The 23,815-nt window shown below is 46.8% G+C and carries 20 protein-coding genes; 19 read left to right on the forward strand and 1 reads right to left on the reverse strand.

Annotated elements, in window-relative coordinates; genetic code table 11:
* Positions 1-86: 86 nt before the first annotated feature.
* The 16 genes from ACETMN_RS00765 (at position 87) to ACETMN_RS00840 (ending at position 18,328) form a co-directional block, all read left to right on the forward strand.
* Positions 87-1,286 carry an ATP phosphoribosyltransferase regulatory subunit gene (locus ACETMN_RS00765; RefSeq protein ID WP_149846235.1) on the forward strand — a complete coding sequence of 400 codons (1,200 nt, stop codon included), beginning with the start codon at positions 87-89 and terminating at the stop codon, positions 1,284-1,286.
* Position 1,287: 1 nt separating this feature from the next.
* On the forward strand, positions 1,288-1,947 hold the full coding sequence (gene hisG / locus ACETMN_RS00770) for an ATP phosphoribosyltransferase (protein WP_091012003.1): 660 nt from the start codon (positions 1,288-1,290) through the stop codon (positions 1,945-1,947).
* 155 nt (positions 1,948-2,102) lie between these two features.
* Entirely contained in the window at positions 2,103-3,407 is a 1,305-nt protein-coding gene (gene hisD / locus ACETMN_RS00775; RefSeq protein ID WP_091012005.1) for a histidinol dehydrogenase, read from the forward strand.
* Complete coding sequence (hisB, locus tag ACETMN_RS00780; protein WP_197997954.1) at positions 3,400-4,029, forward strand: imidazoleglycerol-phosphate dehydratase HisB; 630 nt, start codon at positions 3,400-3,402, stop codon at positions 4,027-4,029. Before hisD ends, hisB begins: the two co-directional genes overlap by 8 nt.
* A 3-nt stretch (positions 4,030-4,032) precedes the next feature.
* Positions 4,033-4,659: an imidazole glycerol phosphate synthase subunit HisH gene (gene hisH, locus ACETMN_RS00785; protein ID WP_091012007.1), complete on the forward strand. Its 627-nt coding sequence runs from the start codon at positions 4,033-4,035 to the stop codon at positions 4,657-4,659.
* Between the two features lie 62 nt (positions 4,660-4,721).
* Positions 4,722-5,456, forward strand: coding sequence for a 1-(5-phosphoribosyl)-5-[(5-phosphoribosylamino)methylideneamino]imidazole-4-carboxamide isomerase (gene hisA, locus ACETMN_RS00790; RefSeq protein ID WP_091012008.1), 735 nt, complete (start codon positions 4,722-4,724; stop codon positions 5,454-5,456).
* 30 nt (positions 5,457-5,486) lie between these two features.
* Positions 5,487-6,248, forward strand: a complete 762-nt coding sequence (gene hisF, locus ACETMN_RS00795) for an imidazole glycerol phosphate synthase subunit HisF (RefSeq protein WP_091012010.1) — start codon at positions 5,487-5,489, stop codon at positions 6,246-6,248.
* On the forward strand, positions 6,241-6,975 hold the full coding sequence (gene hisIE / locus ACETMN_RS00800; RefSeq protein ID WP_373419791.1) for a bifunctional phosphoribosyl-AMP cyclohydrolase/phosphoribosyl-ATP diphosphatase HisIE: 735 nt from the start codon (positions 6,241-6,243) through the stop codon (positions 6,973-6,975). The genes hisF and hisIE overlap by 8 nt, the downstream gene beginning before the upstream one ends.
* A 12-nt stretch (positions 6,976-6,987) precedes the next feature.
* Positions 6,988-7,812: a histidinol-phosphatase HisJ gene (hisJ, locus tag ACETMN_RS00805; RefSeq protein WP_091012013.1), complete on the forward strand. Its 825-nt coding sequence runs from the start codon at positions 6,988-6,990 to the stop codon at positions 7,810-7,812.
* An 80-nt stretch (positions 7,813-7,892) separates the two neighbouring features.
* A complete protein-coding gene (locus tag ACETMN_RS00810) occupies positions 7,893-8,840 on the forward strand; it encodes a ribose-phosphate diphosphokinase (protein WP_036616184.1) in 948 nt (315 codons plus the stop codon).
* Positions 8,841-9,094: 254 nt separating this feature from the next.
* Positions 9,095-11,353: a helix-turn-helix domain-containing protein gene (locus ACETMN_RS00815; RefSeq protein ID WP_341072232.1), complete on the forward strand. Its 2,259-nt coding sequence runs from the start codon at positions 9,095-9,097 to the stop codon at positions 11,351-11,353.
* A gap of 427 nt (positions 11,354-11,780) precedes the next feature.
* Positions 11,781-13,367 carry an extracellular solute-binding protein gene (locus ACETMN_RS00820; RefSeq protein ID WP_373419792.1) on the forward strand — a complete coding sequence of 529 codons (1,587 nt, stop codon included), beginning with the start codon at positions 11,781-11,783 and terminating at the stop codon, positions 13,365-13,367.
* A 102-nt stretch (positions 13,368-13,469) separates the two neighbouring features.
* A complete protein-coding gene (locus ACETMN_RS00825; RefSeq protein WP_074092961.1) occupies positions 13,470-14,366 on the forward strand; it encodes an ABC transporter permease in 897 nt (298 codons plus the stop codon).
* 75 nt (positions 14,367-14,441) lie between these two features.
* Positions 14,442-15,314, forward strand: a complete 873-nt coding sequence (locus ACETMN_RS00830) for a carbohydrate ABC transporter permease (protein ID WP_091012017.1) — start codon at positions 14,442-14,444, stop codon at positions 15,312-15,314.
* A 56-nt stretch (positions 15,315-15,370) separates the two neighbouring features.
* Positions 15,371-16,321 (forward strand): sugar phosphate isomerase/epimerase family protein, encoded by a 951-nt coding sequence (locus ACETMN_RS00835; RefSeq protein WP_091012018.1) that lies wholly within the window; start codon positions 15,371-15,373, stop codon positions 16,319-16,321.
* Positions 16,322-16,576: 255 nt separating this feature from the next.
* Positions 16,577-18,328, forward strand: a complete 1,752-nt coding sequence (locus ACETMN_RS00840; protein ID WP_091012020.1) for a hypothetical protein — start codon at positions 16,577-16,579, stop codon at positions 18,326-18,328.
* Positions 18,329-18,468: 140 nt separating this feature from the next.
* Here the strand turns inward: ACETMN_RS00840 and ACETMN_RS00845 are convergent, their stop codons facing one another.
* Positions 18,469-18,921 (reverse strand): hypothetical protein, encoded by a 453-nt coding sequence (locus ACETMN_RS00845; protein ID WP_091012021.1) that lies wholly within the window; start codon positions 18,919-18,921, stop codon positions 18,469-18,471.
* 458 nt (positions 18,922-19,379) lie between these two features.
* On the opposite strand from ACETMN_RS00845, the gene ACETMN_RS00850 reads away from it, so the two are divergent.
* The 3 genes from ACETMN_RS00850 (at position 19,380) to ACETMN_RS00860 (ending at position 23,437) form a co-directional block, all read left to right on the forward strand.
* The gene (locus ACETMN_RS00850; protein WP_411735627.1) at positions 19,380-21,113 is read left to right on the forward strand and encodes a tetratricopeptide repeat protein; all 1,734 of its coding nucleotides are present in this window, start codon (positions 19,380-19,382) and stop codon (positions 21,111-21,113) included.
* Between the two features lie 170 nt (positions 21,114-21,283).
* A complete protein-coding gene (trxB, locus tag ACETMN_RS00855) occupies positions 21,284-22,243 on the forward strand; it encodes a thioredoxin-disulfide reductase (RefSeq protein ID WP_036674745.1) in 960 nt (319 codons plus the stop codon).
* A gap of 162 nt (positions 22,244-22,405) precedes the next feature.
* Positions 22,406-23,437 (forward strand): AI-2E family transporter, encoded by a 1,032-nt coding sequence (locus tag ACETMN_RS00860; RefSeq protein ID WP_036616412.1) that lies wholly within the window; start codon positions 22,406-22,408, stop codon positions 23,435-23,437.
* Positions 23,438-23,815 lie beyond the last annotated feature (378 nt).

Here is a 23,815-nt window from a genome sequence, read left to right on the forward strand (position 1 = left end):
GATAGAATGGGGATTTACACTACATAAATCCTGTTGAAATAGAACGAGTGCGACCTTAAACTACTGACTCGGGGTGAATATTACCAATGTCCAAACCAAAAGGTTTTGAAAAACCGACCGGATTCCGCGACTATACACCACATGTAGTATCCAAGCTGCGGACGATTGAACGCAATGTACTGGAATGTATGGAACGCTGGGGTTACCGCCAGATCATCACACCAACGATTGAATATTACGACACGGTAGGTGTGGCAAGCTCTACATCGGATCGCAAATTATTTAAATTGCTAAACAGCAGGGGAACCACGCTGGTGCTCAGATCGGATCTAACGGCTCCGATTGCTCGCGTCGTTTCATCCATGCTCAAAGATGAGCAGTTGCCGCTGCGTTTATCCTATCATGCGAACGTATTTCGTTCCATTGAAGAGGAAGCTGGGCGTGAGGCTGAATTTTTCCAGACCGGCGTGGAGCTGGTTGGAGACGACTCACCTGAGGCGGATGCAGAAGTTGTTGCGCTTGCGATTGCCTCTTTGCAGGCAGCGGGCGTGTCTTCTTTTAAAATAGCGATGGGCCATATGGGATTCCTGAACGGATTACTGGAGGAAGTCATTCCAGGCCAGACAACGGAGCAGGAGCAATTGAAGGAAGGGCTGCTCGGACGTGATTATGTAGGCTATCGTCAGTCCATTGAAGCATTGAATCTGGAGCCCAAGTTGAAAGAACAGCTCGAAGCGATCCTGCGTCTGCGCGGTGGCAAGGAAGTATGCACACATGCGGTAGAGCTAAGTTCAAGTGCTGAAGCAGCACAGTCGATTGCACATCTGTGTGCAGTATTCGAAGTGTTGGAAGCGTACGGTGTATCCGAGCATGTGCTGATTGATCTGACGATGATCGGTGATTTCTCCTATTATACGGGTATGACCTTTGAAGGGTATGCAGCCGAACTGGGATCTCCAGTATGTAGCGGTGGACGGTATGATAATCTGTTACAACAGTTTGGTCGCTCATTGCCGGCTACAGGATTTGCACTGAAAACGAACCGTATTATTGATGGTGTTCATGGCATTACGATTGAAGAGAAAAAAACGGTACTTATCCAATATACCCCGAAACGTCGGGCCGAGGCACTAACAGAAGCGGCAAGATTACGCAGTATGGGACAAAATGTAGTGACACTCCTTCTTCCTGAAGACGGGGCTGGGGCAAGTGCCGTATCGGTTGAAGCAAGAACCGCTCAGGCTGAGCAGGTTATTACTTACGGATCTGAAGAAGGAGGACGCTGAGATGTCGGATATTCTGAAGGTGGCCATGCCGAAGGGCCGAATCTATAAAAAAGCCTCCAAATTGTTTCGTGAAGCGGGGCTGGATATTCCAGAAGACGTAGACGATACACGCAGATTGGTCATTGAAGTGCCGGAAGCTGGAATGGAATTCATTATGGCGAAGCCAGTAGATGTTCCAACATATGTGGAGTACGGTGTTGCCGATATCGGAATTGTTGGTAAAGACGTGCTGCTGGAGGAAGATCGGGATGTGTACGAACTGTTGAATCTGGGAATCGCTCAGTGCCGTATGTCTGTGATCGGACTTCCCGACTGGAAGCCAGGCATCCAGCAACGTGTTGCAACGAAGTATCCAAGGATTGCTTCACAGTATTTCCGGGAGCAGGGGCAACAGGTCGAGGTGATCAAGCTGAATGGTTCCATTGAGCTTGCGCCTTTAATTGGTCTGGCAGACCGGATTGTCGATCTGGTGGAGACAGGTCAGACACTGCGCGAGAACGGATTGGTGGAGATGACGGGTATTCTGGACATCACCAGCCGTCTTATCGCCAATCGGGTAAGTTATCGGATGAAAAACGCACGAATCCAGGCTTTGTGTGATGCACTTCAGCAGGTCATTCCGGCATCGAATGAGATTTCAGCGGGAAGCCTTCGGGGATAAATTACTGAGAAGCAAGAAATGCAAGGTAGCAAGGAACGAGAAATATACAAACGGAATAACCAAAGAATGAAACGATAGAAGCAAGAAACGTGAAAAATCAGAATCGAATTGGCCATATAAAGGCAGGCATTACAGAGGATGAGGAGGTTGTACGTATGAAAATTGTACCTGCACGTGAGTTTGATCTGAAGCGGGAAGTGGAGTATGGCACGCCAGAGCAAAATGAAACGGTACGGCGTATTGTCAGCGACATTCGCCGTGAGGGTGATGCGGCACTGCTGCGTTACACGGAGCAGCTGGACCGCACGAAGCTGACGGCCGCGGAATTGCGCGTGCCGCAGGAAGAGCTGCAGGCGGCTTATTCAGCCGTGGAGCCATCCTTTGTGACGGCGATTCGGCAAGCCGCCGCCAACATTCGTGCGTTTCACGAGAAGCAGAAACGCAACTCGTGGATGGATTGGCAGCCGGACGGCAGCCTGCTGGGCCAGGTCATCCGGCCGCTGAAGCGGGTCGGCGTCTATGTACCTGGCGGCAAAGCAGCGTATCCATCGTCTGTGCTGATGAATGTAATTCCGGCACAGGTGGCAGGCGTGCCGGAGATTGTTCTCGTGACGCCACCGTCTACGAACGGTGGCGAAGGTATTAATCCGTACATTCTCGTTGCTGCTGCGGAAGCAGGCGTGAGCGAGATGTACCGGGTTGGCGGCGCTCAAGCCATCGCCGCCCTTGCTTACGGCACGGAGAGTATTGCCCCGGTCGACAAGATCTGTGGACCGGGCAATATTTACGTGGCGCTCGCGAAGCGCGAGGTGTACGGTGCGGTCGATATCGACAGTATCGCCGGGCCGAGTGAGATTGTGGTGCTCGCCGATGATACGGCGAATCCGGTGTACGTCGCCGCCGACCTGTTGTCGCAGGCGGAACATGACGAGATGGCATCGGCCATTCTCGTCACGAATTCGGCCACGCTGGCGGAAGCCGTGCAGGGCGAAGTGCAGCGGCAGCTTGAAGTGCTGCCGCGGCGTGATATCGCTGCTGCTTCGGTGGAGCAGTATGGCGCGATTATTGTGGTCGATTCCATCGATGAGGGAATCGACGTGGTGAACCGACTTGCACCGGAGCATCTGGAGATTATGGTGCAGGAGCCGATGGCTTACGCTGGCCGGATCGAGAATGCCGGAGCGATCTTCCTCGGCCCGTACAGCTCGGAGCCGGTAGGAGATTATTTTGCCGGACCAAATCACATTATTCCGACCAATGGAACTGCGCGGTTCAGTTCGCCAGTGGACGTGGACGATTTTATCAAGAAATCGAGTCTGATCTATTATAGTAAAGAAGCGCTGCTGCAGAACGGAGCGGCTATTATAGAGTTGGCCCGCCATGAGGGTCTTGAAGGGCATGCCCGTGCAATCGCTGTACGGTTAGAACAGGAAGGAAAGGCGGAATCGGACAATGGATAAGCAAAATAATGGTGTGGAACTTGAAAACAAAGGTGCAGTGCGCCAAGCAGAGGTTGACCGTAAAACAAACGAGACCAATATTCAATTGGCCTTTACTGTAGATGGCACAGGACAATCCACGATTGAAACGGATGTACCTTTCCTGAACCATATGCTGGATCTGTTCACGAAGCACGGACAATTCGACCTGAACGTACAGGCCCGTGGAGACATTGATATCGATGATCATCACACGGTTGAAGACATCGGAATCTGTCTGGGACAGACGTTGCGAGAAGCGTTGGGTGACAAACGCGGTATTAAGCGCTACGCCAGTGTTTTTGTCCCGATGGACGAGGCACTCGCTCAGGTTATTATTGATGTGAGCAACCGACCTCACTTTGAATACCGTGCAGAATACCCTTCCCAACAGGTAGGCAGTTTCTCCACGGAGCTGGTACATGAATTCCTGTGGAAATTGGCGCTGGAAGCACGGATTACGTTGCATGTCATTGTGCACTATGGTCAGAACACCCACCACATGATTGAAGCAATCTTTAAGGCACTGGGACGTGCACTGGATGAAGCAACGATGATTGATCCACGGGTAACAGGTGTGCCTTCCACGAAGGGAGTGCTGTAGACGATGGCGATTGCAATTGTCGATTACGGTATGGGTAACCTGCACAGCGTCGGCAAAGCGGTCGAACGTCTTGGCTACGAAGCGCTGGTCACGGGTGACCGGGAAGAGATTCTTGGCGCAGATGGTGTCATTCTGCCAGGCGTAGGTGCTTTTGGTGATGCAATGGTTCATCTGCGGGAGAGTGGGCTGGATACGGTGGTGAAGGAAGCTGCTGCCGGGTCCAAGCCACTGCTCGGAATCTGTCTGGGGATGCAGTTGTTGTTCAGCTCAAGTGAAGAGCATGGCGAGCATGAGGGACTGGATATTTTGCCAGGGAAAGTGGTGCGATTCGCATCAGGAGAGCTGAAGGTTCCTCATATGGGATGGAACCGTTTGGAATTCCTGCACGCGGAAAATCCGCTATTTACGGGGCTGGAGGCAGGTCACGTCTATTTTGTCCATTCCTATCATGCGCTTACTGAAAACAGAGACGATCTGCTGGCGGTAACGGATTACGGACATCCGGTGACAGCCATTGTAGGCAGAGGATCCAACTTCGGCATGCAATTCCACCCGGAGAAAAGTGGAGAGCTTGGCATGAAGCTGCTCGGCAACTTTTTGGCTCTGACAGGAGCAACTGTACAAAGGTAAAACATCAACTCTTCTTAACTATAGAAAGCGTACAAATCTAATTCATATTCAGGAGGCCTTGTATGTCATCTTTTATCCTATATCCGGCGATTGATATCCGGGACGGCAAATGTGTAAGACTGGTGCAGGGAGATTATAATCAGGAGACCGTGTATAACGATGACCCGGTTCAAGTGGCTTTATCCTGGGAGAAACAAGGCGGTACATACGTTCATCTGGTGGATCTGGATGGTGCGAAAGCAGGACATCCTGTTAACGATGAGCTGATTGGGCGGATTGCGTCGTCTGTAAACGTACCTGTTCAGGTGGGCGGTGGACTTCGTACAGTAGCGGATGTAGAGCGTTTGCTGGGTCTTGGTGTTAGTCGGCTGATCATTGGAACAGCAGCAATTGAGGATCGTGCTTTTACAGAGGAAGTACTGGGACGTTACGGGGACAAAGTGGCAATTGGTATCGATGCACGTAATGGTTACGTGGCAACTCGCGGATGGCTCGAAACATCGGAAGTACAGGCAGAGGTACTCGCGAAGGAATTGGCGGCATATGGGGCAGAAACGTTCATCTTTACGGATATTTCCCGTGATGGCATGATGCAGGGTCCTAATGTGGAAGCGATTGTGTCTCTTGCCAAGGCGAGCGGACGTACGGTTATTGCTTCCGGCGGTGTAAGTGTAATGGATGATCTGCTTCGTTTGAGTCGCCACGCGGATGATGGTGTTGGTGGAGCAATTGTGGGTAAAGCACTGTATACAGGAAGTATCGATCTGTCTGAAGCAGTACGTGCGGTCAATAAGTAAGGGATATTCGGATAGAGAGGAAGAGGTAGCATGCTGGCAAAAAGAATCATCCCCTGTCTGGACGTGAAGGACGGCCGGGTCGTCAAAGGCGTCAACTTCGTTAATCTCCGCGATGCGGGTGATCCGGTAGAGCTGGCGGCACTATATGACCGCGAGGGCGCAGACGAACTGGTGTTTCTCGATATCTCCGCTTCGGTAGAAGGGCGCGAAACGATGGAAGAAGTCGTGCGGCAGACGGCGGGCGAGATCGCTATTCCCTTTACGGTAGGTGGTGGCATCTCCAAGGTAGAGGACATGAAGCGGATTCTCCGTGCGGGAGCGGATAAAATCGCAGTGAATACAGCCGCGGTACTTAATCCGCAGTTGATTGCAGATGGTGCACGTCGCTTTGGCTCGCAGTGTATCGTGGTAGCGATCGATGCCAAGTATAACGAAGCTTGGGGCGAGTGGGAAGTCTATACCCATGGTGGACGGAAACCCTCCGGGATCAAGGCGCTGGAATGGGTTAAAAAGGCTGAGAGCTTGGGCGCGGGGGAGATTCTTCTCACAAGTATGGACGCGGACGGAACAAAAGACGGCTTTGATCTGAAGCTGACGGCAGCGGTATCCGAATCTGTGCGTATTCCAGTCATCGCATCGGGCGGTGCGGGCAAGGAATCTCACTTCTTTGATGTATTTACCACAGGCAAAGCGGACGCAGGGCTGGCCGCAACGATTTTCCATTACAAAGAAATCGCCGTACCGGCGTTAAAACAACATTTGAGAGAACAAGGGGTGGAGATCCGTGACTAAAGTGAGCGATGAAATCAAGGAACAGTTGTCCTTGGAACAGGTTGTGGAACACATTCGTTGGAGTGATGGTTTGGTTCCTGCCATTGTGCAGGATGTGGATACTCGGGAAGTCTTAATGATGGCTTATATGAATCGCGAATCTCTGAAGTTGTCGCTTGAATCCGGTGAAACGTGGTTCTGGTCACGCTCGCGTCAAGAGCTGTGGCACAAAGGTGCAACATCTGGTAACGTGCAGACCATTACTTCCCTGAAATATGATTGTGATGGTGATACCTTGTTGGTTGAGGTCAAACCGAACGGTCCTGCCTGCCATACAGGTGCGGTAACATGTTTCCATAATGAAATCATTGGTTTGCCAGAGAAATCGGCGAATAAGGGTTCGGATGATGCGAGTGATGCATCTGCTTCGGGAAGTTCCGATTCCGAAAGCCGCTTCGAGGTTTTGGCTGAACTGGAGTCCGTTATTGCAGAGCGTGAACGTGAACGCCCTGAGGGTGCATATACAACGTATCTGTTTGATAAAGGTGTAGACAAAATATTGAAAAAAATCGGTGAAGAAGCATCCGAAACGATCATCGCCGCCAAAAATAAAGATAATGACGAGCTTCGTCTGGAGGTCAGTGACCTGATGTATCACCTGCTCGTCCTGTTACAAGAGCGCAAGCTGCCGCTGGACGATATTATGTCAGAGCTGAGCCGCCGTCATGAACGGCCTCGCCGCGATTAGGAGGCGAGCTTCGTGCGTATAGATTATCACACACACCATGAGCGGTGTGGACATGCCGTTGGCAAACTGGAAGAGTACGTGCAACGTGGTGTGGAGATCGGACTATCCCAGATTGGATTGTCCGATCACATGCCATTATTGCATGTCGATCCGGCTCAATATTATCCGGAAATGGCGATGCCTATGGATGAACTGCCGCGTTACGTAGAGGAGTGTTTCTCCCTGAAAGAACGTTACCGCGGACAGATTGACGTACGTGTTGGTCTGGAAGGTGACTATATTGAAGGCTGGGAAACAGAGATCCGTGCAATCATTGAGCGTTATCCATGGGATTATGTGATTGGCTCTGTTCATTTCCTCGGGGAATGGGACATTACGGATTTCCGCCAGACCCATCACTGGGAGGGCAAAGACATCCTTGAAGTATATCGTCAGTACTATGATGCCGTGAGCAAGGCAGCTACGACGGGACTGTACGATATTATGGGCCATACGGATGTCATTAAACGGTTTGGCTATGTTCCTTCAGCTGAACAGACAGAAGAACGTATCTCACTGGAGAACGCAGCGTTGCAGGCTATTGCCAAAAGTGGCTGCGCCATGGAGCTGAATGCTTCCGGGTTATCGAAGCCTTGCGCCGAGATGTTCCCTAGTCGCAGAATGCTGACGGAAGCCATTCGCATGGGCATTCCATTAACCATGGGGTCTGATGCACATGACCCAATGAAGCTGGGCGATTATCTGCCTGAAGCTGAAGCACTTTTGCATGAGTTGGGCTGTACGGAAGTCGCTGTTTTTGAAGGCCGTCATCGCTCGTTCATTCCTTTAAATGTATAAGCCAGTAGAGTATAATGAGGGTAGGAAATAACCTTTTAGCTAAGGGATTATATAGGGACTTCAACCCTCGGGAGGGCATTATGCAGCATTCGTTACGTATTTTTTCCGGTTCATCGAACCCTAAGCTGGCAGAACAGGTATGTGACAAGCTGGGTGTACAACTGGGCAAGATCAAGCTGTCCAGGTTCAAGAGCGGAGAAATATACGTTCATTATGAAGAAACGATCCGTAATTGTGATGTGTTTCTGGTACAGTCGTTGTCTCATCCGATCAATGAGCTGTTTGTCGAGCTGTTGGTGATGATTGATGCCGCAAAGAGGGCTTCAGCGCGCACTGTGAACATCATTGTTCCGTATTACGGCTATGCCCGTCAAGAGCGCAAATCCGCACCACGGGAACCGATCTCGGCCAAGATGGTAGCAGATGTATTAACGACAGCTGGCGCCAATCGAGTGGTAACAATCGACCTGCACGCAGCGGCCATTCAGGGATTCTTCAACATTCCGGTTGACCATATGACATCACTGGATCTGATTAGTGATTATCTGTTAAGCAAAGGAATCGAGAACCCTGTTGTCGTCTCCCCGGATGCGGGACGAGCATCGATGGCAGAGAAGCTGGCGAACCGTCTGGATTCTCCATTTGCCATTATGATCAAGAAACGTCCAAGCCATAATGAATCGGTTATTACCCATGTCATTGGTGATGTAGAAGGACGGACACCTATTATTATTGAGGATCTGATCGACACCGGAACAACCATTCTGAATGTGGTGGAAGGGTTGAAGGAACGCGGGTCCAAAAATGTATATGTATGTGCAACACACGGATTGTTCTCAGATGGGGCAGTAAGTAAATTGAATCACCCGTCAATTGAAGAGGTGGTAGTTACGGACTCGATCGCACTGCCAGATGACCACCCTGAATGCTTCAAAGTGTTACCTGTTGCGCCAATGCTGGCTCGCGCCGTACGCATTATTGTGGATGGTGGCTCCATGGCCACATTGTTTAAGGATTCTGGCATTTAGAGCATCGAAGATATAACGGTGTGCTGCCAGATGAACTGTTCCGTGTCTGAGTTGTTGTCTGCTCAGCACGGTTTTTTTGTTTTGGCTCTTGGAATTCAATTCTTGCATTGCTACTCAGAGGCTTGTGCTATAATAACATAAAATCAGTTATGATAGCGTTATCATATAGTATTCAGCCCCTAAGTTGAGTTGGATGCTGAACAGTAGAACCACGGCTGAGAACATTGGCATCGTGGAGTGAGGAGCGGGGTCTATTGTCTCGTAATTGGTACTACCGGTTATTGTTCTCGTATTTCCCTATTTTCTTTTTTACCATGACAATACTTATTTTTATCGCATTTGTTTTTATAAATGACGTCTCTAGGGAAGAGACCAGAAAGGCAGATCGAATCTCCTCCAGTTACTTGGAGTCTACACTGGATCGTACGATCCGGGATATTGAGCTATCTGTGACCGAAACAGTACAGAACACACAAGCTTACAAGCTTTATTTTAATAACACCGTCCAGACCAGCTCGGACACGGTCTATTCAATTGCACAGAATTTGCGCGAACTGTCCAGTTCTTCTTCATGGATTCAATCCATCTATATCTACGACAAAAGAAATGACAGAGTTTTGACGGTAAGTGGCTCCAGAGAATCGGACAGCTTCTCGGATAAGATGTGGATTGATCGGATTGTTAACGGGCCAATCGGGTCGGGCTGGCAACCAGTCCGGGAAATCGAGGTGGACTTTCAGCAACCTGTCCGGGTACTGACAGTGAATAAGGGCATGCCTTTACCTTTTGGCTCCGAGGGTACTCTGGTCATTAATATCAAGATGAGCAGTATTGAGCAAAGTGTGGATAGTATGGTTAATGGGCAACTTTCCTTTCTGACGATTACGGATCGTGAGGGCAAGATTGTGTATAATGCCCATTCCGATTATGAAGGCGCAGTGAATGGAAAGGAGCTAAACCATTTACCGCTAGACAGATTGGGCTGGACCCTGTCCAGTGGAATTAAGGCGGGCAACTTGTTTGGCTGGGTTTCGGTTGTTTCCTACGTGTGGATTATAATTGGAATTCTGACTGTTCTCTGTGCCGTCATTTATATTGTCTATATAACTCGTCGTAACTATAAGCCTATTCAGATTATCATGAACCGGATTGAAGCTCATCAAATCCGTGTGTTGGAAAACTCAGGAACTCGGACCGATGAGATGAAGATGATTGATGGTGTTCTTGAGAATCTGATCAATCATATGATGGACTATGATAAGAAGAGCAGAGAGAACGCACTTTTACAACGTAGCAGGCTGTTTAATGCTTTGCTGCTTGGGGAACATATGGATCAAGTTTCAGAGCAATTAAAGGAGTTTTCTCCTTTTGATGAAGTGCATGACTCTTCGCGTTTTGCCGTTGTTGTTGGAGAAATCAACAAGTATGAAAAAGGGTTTCAGGAACGGTACACGAGAGGTGAACAAAATACGCTGAAGTTTGCTTTGATGAACGTTTTGCAGGAACTATCACGTAATACGGGAGTACAGTGCTGGGCGGAATGGATCAGCGCGGATCGAATAGCGATACTTTTTTTGTCCAAAGAAAATCGTGACAGTAACAGCTCAGATATGTCAGGGCAGATTCGCATTGTGGTAGAGGAATGTCAATCTTGGGTGGAACAGAATCTGCGTATTTCCCTTAGCTTTGGCATTGGGCCTATTGCTGAGGGCATAGAATCGATTCGGGATTCCTATGCAGCAGCCGAGACGGTAATGCAACGCAAGCTCTTGATGAATGGTGATGTGGGGCAAGCCGAGTGCGGAGAGCATCAGCATCCTTTGCTGGATACCTACACGTACCTGCAGATGATTGCCGACTTTGTTAAACGTTTCCGCATGTCGAGTGTTCAGTGGCGTGATCAATTGGAAGAGATTTTCACAGCATTTGAGCGAAATAAGCTGCCAGATGACGAGATTCGCTCTCTCATCCAGGCGATGTTACAGATGCTCAGTAGAGAAGTCGCAATGATGTCAGAGAAGCTGCAAGAAGAGCTGTCAGAAGAGAATATTAACAAGTGGCTCAAGTTGATGGAAGAGGCAGAGACACTTGAGGATATCAAAGGCCTTCTGTTTGATAATCTGACGGATCTGTTCAGAACCTATGTGGCGGTCACTGAAACCAAGAGTTACAAAGCAATGGTTAACGAAATGAAAGCCTATATTGAAGAACAGTTTGCTAATCCAGATCTTTCATTGAAACATCTGAGTGATCGATTTCAGATTACGGGCAAACATGCGAGTTATTTGTTTAAGACCGAATTCAACATGAAGTTTGTTGATTTTGTTACAGAGCTTCGCATGAAGGAGGCCGAACAGCTTCTGTTAAAAACGGATCATTCCTTGCAGGACATTGCTTTGAAAGTAGGATACGCGAACGGAATTACTTTAGGCCGTGTGTTTAAACGGGTGATGGGTATTACACCAGGGGATTATCGTCGTTTGAAACGTGAACACCTTGATCTTGAAGAATGACAAAAATATAGATGTTCATGGCTTAAGGAAATACAGGGTGAGTTTTAGGCAGTCGCTCTTCACTGAGAGAGCGGACAGTCTTGAATTCACCCTGTTTTGTATTATTCAGTTATAAACTAAAAGGGAAGTAACTGCTTGTGTGCGAGAATACAAGGATATTCCCACTCTTTTCTATTTACGAATATAAGCAGTATGTGAAAATGGTTTATCCGAATATGAGCAGAGTTTTCTGGTGTCAGAGGGGGCAAACTAGCACTAAAGCCTTTAGCAGCAAGGGTTTAGAAAATAGTCAGTCTGCGAAAATAATCATGATGTATAAACCATAATCCGTATGTAAACGCTTACGAAACTAGTTTATTGTAAGAAAGGCGAGAGATGTGGAATACTCAGAGCAAGCTTCAAAAACATTCACGCAAAGCCAAAGGGGATGAACGGAATGACAAGAAAAGGGAGTCTAAAGAAGTTGATGGGTTTGGCGCTTACAGCAGTAATGGGCGTCTCACTACTTGCGGGGTGCTCATCTGCAGATAACAAATCAGCAGAAGGCGGAGCATCCGGTGATGGAAAACGCGTCACATTAAAGGTGGAGCTTTTCGACCGTGGTAAAACACCTTCTCAGTACACGATCTCAAATAACTTTATCTCTCAAATGATTCAAAAGAACTTTGGTGATCCGAACAACATTGACGTACAGTTCGTACCTGTTCAACGTTCTGAGGAAGTAACCAAGCTGAATGTCCTGATGGCTAGTGCTTCGGACGTTCCGGATATTGTCTTCGTTTATGACTCCAGCGTGTTTTACCGCTATGCACAACAAGGCGGGTTGACAGATGTAGGTGATCTGGTTAATCAGTATGGACCGAATCTGAAAAAGTTTTTGGGTGAAGATACATTAAAGTTTGGTCAAGTGGAGGGACAGCAGTTTGCTATACCGGGTAAACGTGCGATTACAGCGCGGTACAGCTCCTTCATTCGTCAAGATTGGTTAGATAAGCTGGGAATGCCAGCACCTCAAACAACAGATGAGTTGTATAACACATTGAAAGCTTTTAAAGAAAAAGATCCTGGCAATGTGGGAAGTCAAAACATTCCTATGGGTTTTGCGCTTGCACCAGCTTCCTATGAACCACTCATCTATTCTTTCATTAAGCCGATCGCTGGTGATAAGACTTATGCTCAACGCTATGAACTGCCTTTGCATGAAGGATTCAAAGAATCTATGCAGTTCTTGAACAAGCTATACAACGAAGGATTGATCAGTAAGGATTTCAGCTTGGATAAGGATAAAACCCAGTTAAACAAAGACGTTGCAAATGGAAATACTGGTTTCTTCTCTGAAGATGTGGACTCTATTTTCTGGCCAGATGGATCTTATGATCTGTTGAAAACAAACAAACCAGACAGCAACTTGGCTCCGCTCGATGCATACACCAATGCGAATGCTGATGGAAAACATATCAAGTCCCGTTATGGTTCGAACGGTATGTACATCATGATTCCGAAGAGCAGCGAACGTGCCGCAGAAGCAATTAAATATCTGGATTGGATGGCTTCCGATAAAAACCTCACTGCCATTTATGATGGCGTGGAAGGCGAGAACTATGATCTGGTAGACGGCATTCCGGTTGCTAAAGCAGACGCTACTCAAGAAGCAAAAGATCGTCTGTTCAATGCAGGAGATACCGCGATTATTTCGAACGGTAAAAACCTTGGTGATCAAGCACAAAATGAAAAAGCTTGGATCATGGGATTCCCTCCAGCGAATCAGGAAATTTTGAAAAAAGCACTTGAAGTTGCAAACACAGATACGGTTGGGCCAATTGTTTTCAGCAAGCCAATTCAGACAGAGATGAAGTATAGCACAGCACTGACAGACAAATTGGACGTTATTATCGTAAAAACAGCGATGGCAAAACCTGAAGAATTCGATGCTGTATATGAAAAAGAAATGGCTGACTACATGTCCTTGGGTGGAACAGAGCTGAAAAAAGAATTGGAAGCTGCTGAACAATAAGTTTGAACAAAATGTGTGTAAATTGAAGTGTTTCGATGAAGCCTGTGCCGCCTCTCGGGCGGCGGCATAGCGTTTCTTCGTTTGTGAGGAGGAGAGAGAGACATGACCACATACTTGAAGAGATACTGGCAACTGTATGCGTTAATTTCACTGCCCCTTATTTATTTTATCATTTTCCGGTACGGACCAATGTACGGTGTGCAGATCGCTTTTAAAGATTTTAACCTGTTTCAAGGTATTAACGGTAGTGAATGGATCGGCTTCGATGCTTTTCGTGAGGTATTTGCAATGCCGGACTTCTACACTACGCTACGTAACACATTTATGCTGAATTTTCTTGATCTGATCGTTTCATTCCCTGCTCCAATCATTCTGGCCATTATGCTCTATGAGGTAAGGTTTAAATGGTTTAAGAAAATTTCACAGACCATTTTGTACATTCCTCACTTTATCTCCTGGGTTATCATCGGGGGAATTGTATACCAATTGTTTGGTAATCAATCCGGTATGGTTAACGGTATTCTGGAAAGTATGGGCCTAAATTCAATTCCGTTTTTGACAGAGAAAAACCCTTGGCTTGTTACTTACCTGTTCACAGGTGTGTGGCAAAGTGCTGGGTGGGGAACCATTCTATATCTGGCTGCATTAACCGGCGTTAACAAGGAATTGTTCGAGGCAGCTGAAATTGATGGTGCAACGCGGCTGAAGAGAATCTGGCATATTACACTGCCAAGTATTAAACCAACCATTGTAACCTTGCTTATCCTTAATCTCGGAAATATGGTCAGCATCGGTTTTGACCGGCCTTATGTTATTGGTAATACGGCTGTTCGTGAATATTCCGATGTACTCAGTACCTTTGTATACAGAATGGGTATACAGTCTGGACAGTATACACTTGCAACGGTTGTCGGCTTATTCCAGGCTGTTGTCGGATTGATCTTTGTACTCGGCTCAAACTATATCTCGAAGAAAACAACTGGTGAAGGAATACTATAATTTTAGGAAAATAATAAAATTTGTTACATTTGGTTTGTTGAACGTATAGACCATCAGTAAAGGAGTTGTGCGCAGATGAGTGACCGCACCTCGAACCGGATTTTTGATATTGTCAATGTCTCCTTTATCACCTTGTTTGTTATATTCTGTCTTGCTCCGTTTCTGCACACGATTGCGATATCGTTAAGTTCAAACCGGGCCATTACATCAGGTGAAGTAACCATCTTCCCCAAGGAATTTAACTGGGATGCATATGGGCAAGTATTTTCGGATCATTCCATGATCTATTCACTAGGCTTCACCACGGTTCTTACGATAGCTACGACAGCGCTGTGCATGTTGTTTACCATTGCTGCAGCGTACCCGCTCACGAAGAAAAAATTAAAAGGTCGTAAAATGTTTATGTACGTCATCATCATCACCATGTTCTTCAGCGGAGGGATTATTCCCGAATATTTGCTGATTCGTGACCTACATTTGCTGAATTCCGTTTGGGCTTTGATTCTACCAGGATTAGTGAGTCCGTTTAACTTGATTATCCTGATCTCCTTTTTCCGTGGCATTCCAGAAAGTCTGGAAGAATCCGCTGAGATTGATGGAAGTTCGCATGTGCATACGCTCTTTAAAATCATTTTGCCGCTATCTATGCCAGTAATTGCTACACTCTCTCTGTTCTATGCGGTTGGACGCTGGAATGGCTTCCAGGATTCCCTGATGTACATCACTGATCCGAAGTTATATCCATTGCAACTGAAGCTCTATCAAATGGTACAGAACAACATGATAAGTGAGCTTACATTGCTTGAAGGTGCAAGCCGAACAAGATTAACTCCAGAGAGTCTTAAGGCTGCAACGGTCGTGTTCGCAACGGTACCTATCCTACTAGTATATCCATGGTTGCAAAAGTACTTCGTCAGCGGTGCGATGCTGGGAGCGGTTAAAGGGTAATTTCGTAGTCCCTATACACGCTAAACATCACAATTGGGGAGGAGAAGGAGCGTAATATGCAGGGAAGAGATAAGGGAGAATACTCATTCTCCACATGCTGGAATATCCGAAAACATGATGTCGGGGAAGCTATGATTCGGGAGATTGCGGATCTAGGTTTTCGTCGGGTGGAGCTAAATTACAATGTAACGAAAGAAATGCTCAAAACGATTGAGCCGATGATCGAGCGCGGGGAGATTGGGGTGTCCAGTGTGCACAATACATTCCCTCATGACCCTGATCCCGATTATGGAACGGATTCCATCCTGCTCGGCTTCGAAGATGAGGTGAAACGCAAACGGGCGATCGAATTATTGGTAGAGTCGGCTGAATATGCCCAGCGTTATGGGGGAGAAGCTGTTGTTGTGCACCCCGGAGAGGTGCCTTTTCCTCAAGATATCAGCAAAGACCTTGGAAAGATCTATAACGAGGAAGGTCCGGATTCACCGAAGTATCGCAGCAAATGGGCTGAATTGATGGAGCGGCGGGAAGCCCTCAGTTCAGGGTATGTGGAGAAAATTATCGCCAGTCTGGATGAGGTATGCAATCGGGCGGCAGCTAAAGGTCTGGATGTTCGTTTTGGCATCGAGACAAGATCGAGACCACAACAGATTCCTACCCTTGCCGAAGCCAAGACTATCATCACAGCTCTCAAAGGAGCTCCGGTTGGTATCTGGTACGATACAGGTCATGCCATCATGATGGACCGAATGGGCCTTTATGACAGTGTGGGAGAAATGCAAGGCCTGATGGATGATATCGTAGGGGTCCATATCCATGAGACACTTGGTCTCTCTGACCACTGGTGCCCGTATGTACACAGTAAGGATATGAACTTCTATGATGCCTATCTGCCGATGATTCGCCGCGCACAGGTGAAGGTATATGAGTTGAAGTCTGCCTGTAAGGCAGAAGAGATCCATGAGAGTCATGACTTGCTTATGAAGAAGCTTGAAGTGACAGAGTAGGCGCGGTGATGTGGGAAACAGTTTGCATATTCACAGTATGTGTTTAACGACTGTTTCCTCAGTGATGGAGACCCATAAGTATGTAGTAAAACAAGCACCGATTTTCTAGCGACTTTTGTAGAAATATGATATATACTGACGAGAAAAATGAACTCACCTACGGGCGGTATGAGTAAGCTTCCGGTCTGAATTGAAGGCGCTGAAGCAACATACTCCGCACATCGGGAGAATGCATTGGTATGGAGGGGACTGCACATGTACAAACAACTGGTGGACAGTAATGACAGAGCGGTAGAAAGAGGCATATCCCGGCAGATGCTTGACCCGGAAAGCCGTTACTATGGAGGGACAATTGATCCCTTCACAGGTGTTGCCTGGGTCAACCATACGACTGGAACGCCCACGGATATGTGTTACTGGGGAGCTGCGCTCTCCAATCCGGACTCTATCTATTACCGGGATGAATCGTTGTTAAATCGACTGCTATTAGCTACGGAATTTGTACTCCGCTTCCAGCATGAAGACGGTTCAATATCGCCAGGCTGGACTAATTACCACTCCCCTCCCGATACTGCATTTGTTGTTGTGGGGTACTCACAGCTGTATCAGCTTCTTCTGCAGCAACAATGGGAGCCATTACAACCTGTATTGAACAATATGAAGCTATTTCTGGAACGGACAATCCCAACCATGCTCACAGGAGGTTGTCATACGCCTAATCATCGCTGGGTGTTATGCGCGGCGCTCGGTTTCTTGCATGAAATTTTTGGTGTGGAGGAAGCTGTGCAGCGCGCAGAGCATTGGCTGGCAGAAGGCATGGATATTACACCCGATGGGGAGTGGACCGAACGAAGCAACGGAATCTATAATGCGGTAAGCGACATTATGCTTATTCATGCGGCACGTCTGCTCAAGCGTCCAGAGTTGCTAGAGCCGGTGCGTCTAAATCTTCGTATGATGGTGTATCTGGTGCATCCCTCGGGTGAGATTGTGACAGATTATTCTGGTCGGCAGGATTTGGGAAGCATTCACGACTTGTCGTCGTATTATCTACCGTATGCGATCTTGGCGAAGATAGATGGTGACTCCATTTTTGCGGGCATGGCAATATGGGCAGATAGTACATTAACGGACCCGGGCGTATGCTCGGTCAACGCTCTCGTTAGATTGTTGCTGGAACCTGATCTTCAACAAACCAGTGGTACGAAGAATTCGCTCCCGGAAAATTACGAGTTGATGCTGAATGAACACTTTGTACGCGAGCAATATCTGGAGCAGATGGACTCAGTAGGGCATCACGGACGGATCTCTCACAGTCGGATGCATACGGATTTTGGTGCTCCGGTAGCCCGAATTCGGGATGGTGCTACAAGTGTGACTGTGATGACAGAAGTTCCTTCTTTCTTCGCTCTTCGTCATGGCAAGGTGCGCCTGCTGGCTGTGCAACTGGCATCTTACTTTAATCCAGGGTATGTACCTATGCAGCAAATGACGAGGTTGTCCGAAGGGTATCGACTAACTGGTGAGCAGAAAAAAGGTTACTACGGCCCAATCCCTGCAAACATGCTGCCAGAATCGGCTGCATCAGATATAAGTCCATGGTATTTGCTACCTCATCAGAGTCGTCAGCTTACTCATGAGCAGACCTTCCGTGTAGGAGCAGAATTACAGCCAACGGAAAACGGATGGAGCATGCATCTATCTGGACAGGAACCGGAGGACATTATGATGCAGCTATCCTTTATATTCGGAAGCGAAGGTGAACTGACCTGTGAGGACGCGATTGAAACGAGTGAGGGTCACTATTTGTGGAAAGGCGGCTCGTTACGCTATACCTGCGGAGAAGACTGGCTGGAGATCACCGGGGGCGAGATGGGACATCTGGCGGCAACGGTACGTGAGGCAAAACTGCCGGACAAGTGTAAGGTTGTGCTGGTCAATTTCATGACGCCGTTTGATAAAACCATTCAAATTTCACTTTCTCCTTCGATGGGGTTAAAGCTTTAAATCTGTTGGATCTTTAAAGCCATAACAGTTAGAAGACCGAGCCTATGGAATCGGTCTTCTTTTTTTACGAATGACTGCAATTAACGTTCTAAAATGATATTCCCACTGTCCAGATCAGTCCAATAATATATGAACTATTATCATTCCAGTTGCTCTAACGCAGTTTCGATTGGTTTAGTGAACAGAGGATCATCTTTGGTTTTGCTCCAGTAAACGACAAGAACATTTCCTTTCTCATATAGAAAAGGGAATGTTGTGAATTGGGCGCTTTCCATATGTCTATTGAATTCTTTTGTCTCGTTGATGCGATCCTTTTCAGAATTGAAAATATAAAAATGTATAAACTCAGGGCTATAGGGTTCATCTTCCACGGGTACTTCAACGGAATACACCTCAGGTACAACATCATTTAATTTCAAAGGATACCCGGTTATACCAAAGGACACTAAATCCAGTTCTTGAGACTCGAGCGCTCTCAGTACATCCTCTAATGTGAACTTATTTTCTATGTTTTCTATATCTTTTGAACATCCATTCAAAGCAAACAAGCAGATTAAGATGAATACAATTGGTTTTATCTTCGAGATCGTCAATATAACATCTCCTTAAAATAATAATGATGTGTCTTTATTTTTAATTACATACGCGAAAAAGAGGCTGACGGTCAGAGCTAATATACGTTGTTTGATTTTTAATGGAGATAAACCACTAAAAAGGAAAATAAGTATAATAATACCATAAACTACACTCGTATTATTATAACCGGACCGAATCCAGTTAGACGTTCCGTAAGTGATAAGAAGGGACTAATGTAATACTGCAAATAGATCCTTGGCAAGCGAGTGCAGGAGTCTCTAGGAAAAGATGGGTTTCCTTTGAATAAACAACTGAATAAACAACGCTCCAAGGTGATAGGTTTCCGCAAAATGGAATATCATCTTCTTTTGCATTTTTTTCATAAACGACATGAAACTACATATTGAGAAGTGGGCCTTAAGATGTGGTATACTGAAGAGTATGAATGAAATGCAAAGAGGAGGTGCCTTGGAAGATGAAGGGCAAGCTAGTGCGGGCTGAGGGACACCTTGCCAATATTATACCGATTCACTTGGATGCTTCTTTCTTCTTTGAAAGAGCTGTCCGCTCGCTGGACCGAAATCATGTCGACAAGGCATTAAAATATTTTCGCAAAGCTGTTGAATACGAACCGGAAAATCCGGTAAATCATTGTAATATGGCGGGTATATTATCGGAGAAGGGGGATTACGAAGCCTCCAATGCCATTCTGGCTAACGTGCTGGAAGTGGTAGATCCGTCGATGACGGAATGTTATTTCTATATGGCGAACAATTATGCAAATATGGATCGGTTTGAGGAAGCCGAGCAAGCACTTGTTACCTATCTGGAGGAGGACACCCAAGGTCAGTTCATGATGGAAGCCGAAGAGATGATGGAGCTTCTGTACTATGAGCTGGATCGTCCGACCAAACTGAACCGAATCAAATCACGCAAAGGTGTAGTGGAGCACGATCAGGCACGGGAACTGCTGGAAGAAGGAAAATTTGCCCAGGCTGCTGAATTGCTCGAAGGCATGTCTTCTGATTATCCTGATTACTTGGCTGCCCGTAACAATCTGGCACTCGCCTATTATTATATGGGGCTGTTTCCCAAAGCAAAAGAGACCATTGCTGAAGTGCTTGAACAGGAACCAGGTAATCTGCATGCACTCTGTAATTTGGCCATTTTCCATCAAAATGAGAACAGGGCTGATCAAGTTCTGCTTTTGATCAAAAAATTGCGTGTCATCGTGCCATTCCAGCACGAACAAGTCTACAAACTGGCTACAACGATGGGAATTCTGGGTCAGCACGATACGGCCTATGTTCATTTCCGGCGTTTGCTCAAGGATGAAGAGACGGCTGGTGATCCGGCACTTGCTCACTATGCAGCAGTAGCAGCTTATAATACAGAGCGTTATGACGCCGCTGAGCGTTTATGGCATCATGTGTCCAAGCTTGATCCGGGTTCGGAAGTATCTCGATACTATCTGTCAGGTCTTGAGGCTGTACGGCAAGGCGAGCAAGAGCCTGAGAAGCTGAGTTATCACTATCATCTGCCATTTGATGAGCAGTTCAGACAGTGGGAGAACTATGGTAGCGGCATACCTGAAGAAATGAAGAATGATCCACTGATTCGTTCATCGTTCTTCTGGGCTTTGCGTCATGGTGATCGGGCAACGAAGCTGCAGGTTATTCATGCGCTTGGAATGATCGGCGATTATGAGGTACAGCAGGCACTTCAATCTTTCATTGAAGAGCCACGAGAAGAACCAGATTTGCTTGAGGCAGCACAAGGTGTGCTGAACGGATTGAAATCGGCTGAACATGAGGATCGGAATTCTCAGGTCGTTCGTCCTTTTTCTCCTGTAGCCTTGAAGTCTATTGGGAAGGTTCCATCCACTTCGGAGCAATTGGACACTGGTTCAACCTCCCATTGGCAGGCTGTTGTTGATCGTGCGTTACAGATGTCTGAAGCAAAGGCTGAGTTGCAGCAAGAGATGGAACGGCTCTGGACGGATTATGTATCCCGGGTACATCCGGAGGTTCCAGGTACGAAGCAGATTGAGGGTTGGGCTGCAGGACTTGAATATTTGGCAGCGAAGAATCACAGTCGGCCCGTTACCTATCAAAGCATTGCTGAGCGGTATGGGATATCGGCATCAACGGTTAGCAAGTATGCTAAACAGATTCATTCGGTTTGTAACAGCAAGCCACCACTTGTATAGAAAGTTCGCTTCAACTCGTTTTCAGAAAGACATCATCAGGTGAAGGATACAACAACCGGGAAAACGGGTAAACTTAACGAATGGGCCTCGTAACGCCTGTAGGATATCATCTTGGCAAGTTCATCGCTAGTACAACACATTCTCACCTTAATTAAGGAGGCTGTATCTATATGTCTAAATACAGAACGATTGTGATCGGAACGGGACCTGCGGGTCTGACAGCAGCGATATATCTGGCTCGTGCTAATCTGAAACCACTGGTTATCGAAGGTCTTCAGCCGGGTGGTCAATTGACGACGACAACGGAAGTTGAGAATTTCCCCGGTTTCCCGCAAGGTATCATGGGGCCGGAACTGATGGACAACATGCGTAAGCAAGCTGAACGTTTTGGAGCAGAATTCAAAAACGGTTGGGTAGAAGAGGTTGATTTCAGCAAACCGCCCTTCAAGGTCAAAGTTGGAGGAATTGGTGAACTGGAAGCTGAATCGATCATTATCTCCACAGGTGCTTCCGCTCGTTATCTCGGTATTCCGGGTGAGCAGGAAAATGTGGGACGTGGTGTAAGTACATGCGCGACATGTGACGGCTTCTTCTTCCGAGGCAAAAAAATTGTGGTCGTGGGCGGCGGAGACTCCGCGATGGAGGAAGCGAGTTTCCTGACTCGTTTTGCAACAGACGTGACATTGGTTCACCGCCGGGATGAATTGCGTGCATCCAAAATTATGCAGGATCGGGCTCGCAGCAATGAAAAGGTGAAGTGGGCACTGAACCGTACTCCACTAGAGGTCGTACCAGAAGCTTTGGGTGTCAAAGGACTGAAGGTGCGCAACAACGAGACGGGGCAGGAAGAGCTGCTTGAAGCAGATGGCGTATTCGTTGCCATTGGTCACACACCGAATACCGGATTCCTGGGTAATGCGATCGCACTGGACGAACATGGCTATGTTGTCGTTAAACCGGGAACAACGGAGACGAATATTCCGGGTGTATTCGCCTGTGGTGATGTTCAGGATACGAAGTATCGTCAAGCTATTACGGCTGCAGGATCAGGATGTATGGCTGCGATGGATTGTGAGAAGTTCCTTGAAGGAAGCATTGTTCATGATTGGAGCGAAACGTTGGATAAATAAGCATTACATGCTTGAGGTTAGGCATATGTTAGGAAAAAGAGACAACGGGAAGTCTCATGAAATGAGAGAAGCCGGAAGGCTTCTCTTTTTTTGAAACTACAGTGGGCATGAGTTCGTATACATATAGGGCATATTAGCTGTGAGGTGAAGATTTTGGGGGAAATGATAAAAGATTGGTTACAGAATGCGACAGTGAGACGGTTTTTGATCTTGCTCTTGTTCTGTTTAATTTTGTTCAGTATGGGGAGTATGCTGCACATGATTCTGCTGTTGTTCCTGGTGACATATGTCATGAACAGGTTACAGCATTTCATTACAGGTGGTCTGAATCGATTGTTTCCGATCAATTATAAAGTTGTGGTCATCCTGCTCTATATGATTGTGATCGCAGTCATTGTGCTTGGCATTTCCAGATATTCACCACGGATCGTGGATCAGGTCGTTCAGTTGACGAACGAGATTATGAAATTTCTGGATAGTGCAGACGGTGATAATTTTGCATCCAAAATTGCGGGTTATCTTCAATCCTTTGATATCAAAAATTACACCAATGATGCATTGAAATATATTTTCGCTTTGAGCAAATGGCTGGAGTTTATTCTGCTCGTTATCATTCTGAGTCTGTTCTTCTTGTTGCAGAAGCAGGAGATATCCAAGTTCACGTCCAAGTTCAAAACAAGTAAAATTGGATGGTTCTACAATGAAGTAGCTTATCTGGGAGACAAGTTCGTGTCTTCTTTTGGTAAAGTTATTGAGGCTCAGCTTCTTATTGCGGTGTTTAATACAGTGCTGACGATACTGGGCTTATGGATTCTGGGTTTCCCGTATTTGTTCGCTCTGACCATTCTGGTGTTCATGCTCAGTCTGGTTCCCGTTGCGGGAGTTATCATCTCACTTGTACCGCTCTGTCTGATCGGGTATCAGATGGGTGGACTGAAATTAAGCATAATTGTAATCATCATGATTATTGTTATTCATGCTTTGGAGACGTACTTCCTGAATCCAAAACTGATGGCACACAAGACCAAATTGCCAATGTTCTACACCTTTATCGTACTAATTCTGTCGCAACACTTCCTGGGGATCTGGGGACTGATCATTGGTATTCCGATCTTTGTCTTCCTGCTCGATATTCTGGATGTGAACAAGATGGAGAAGACAGAAGAGCCGGTACGTGTGGAAACGAAGTTATAACGCAGAAAAATCAACTGAGTTTAACCCCAATTCTACAACTTCAGAATTTTCATAAAAGTAAAAGTGCCTTCTATATGTAGAAGGCACTTTTCTGTTGGCAATACCGTCATTCGATAACTTTCTGCATGAAAATGACAGGTGGCAGGGTGCATAAGACGAGTCACCCTATATGAGGGGGCGAAGTCCATCTTTTATGAATGGAACGAGTGAAGATGTAATATCATGAGTTGAGGCTTCCTCTGTTATGGAGGAAGGAATAAAGCATGCGTTTATTAATGAAGGTAATAAGATTGTATACGTATTCAAAAATGCTATGTGATGTGGTTCACAACCCTGGCAAAGCATGATGTATCCGAGGTCTTATCGTCTTGACCCAGG

Source organism: Paenibacillus sp. M2 (assembly GCF_046713495.1).
Classification (GTDB): Bacteria; Bacillota; Bacilli; order Paenibacillales; family Paenibacillaceae; genus Paenibacillus; species Paenibacillus amylolyticus_B.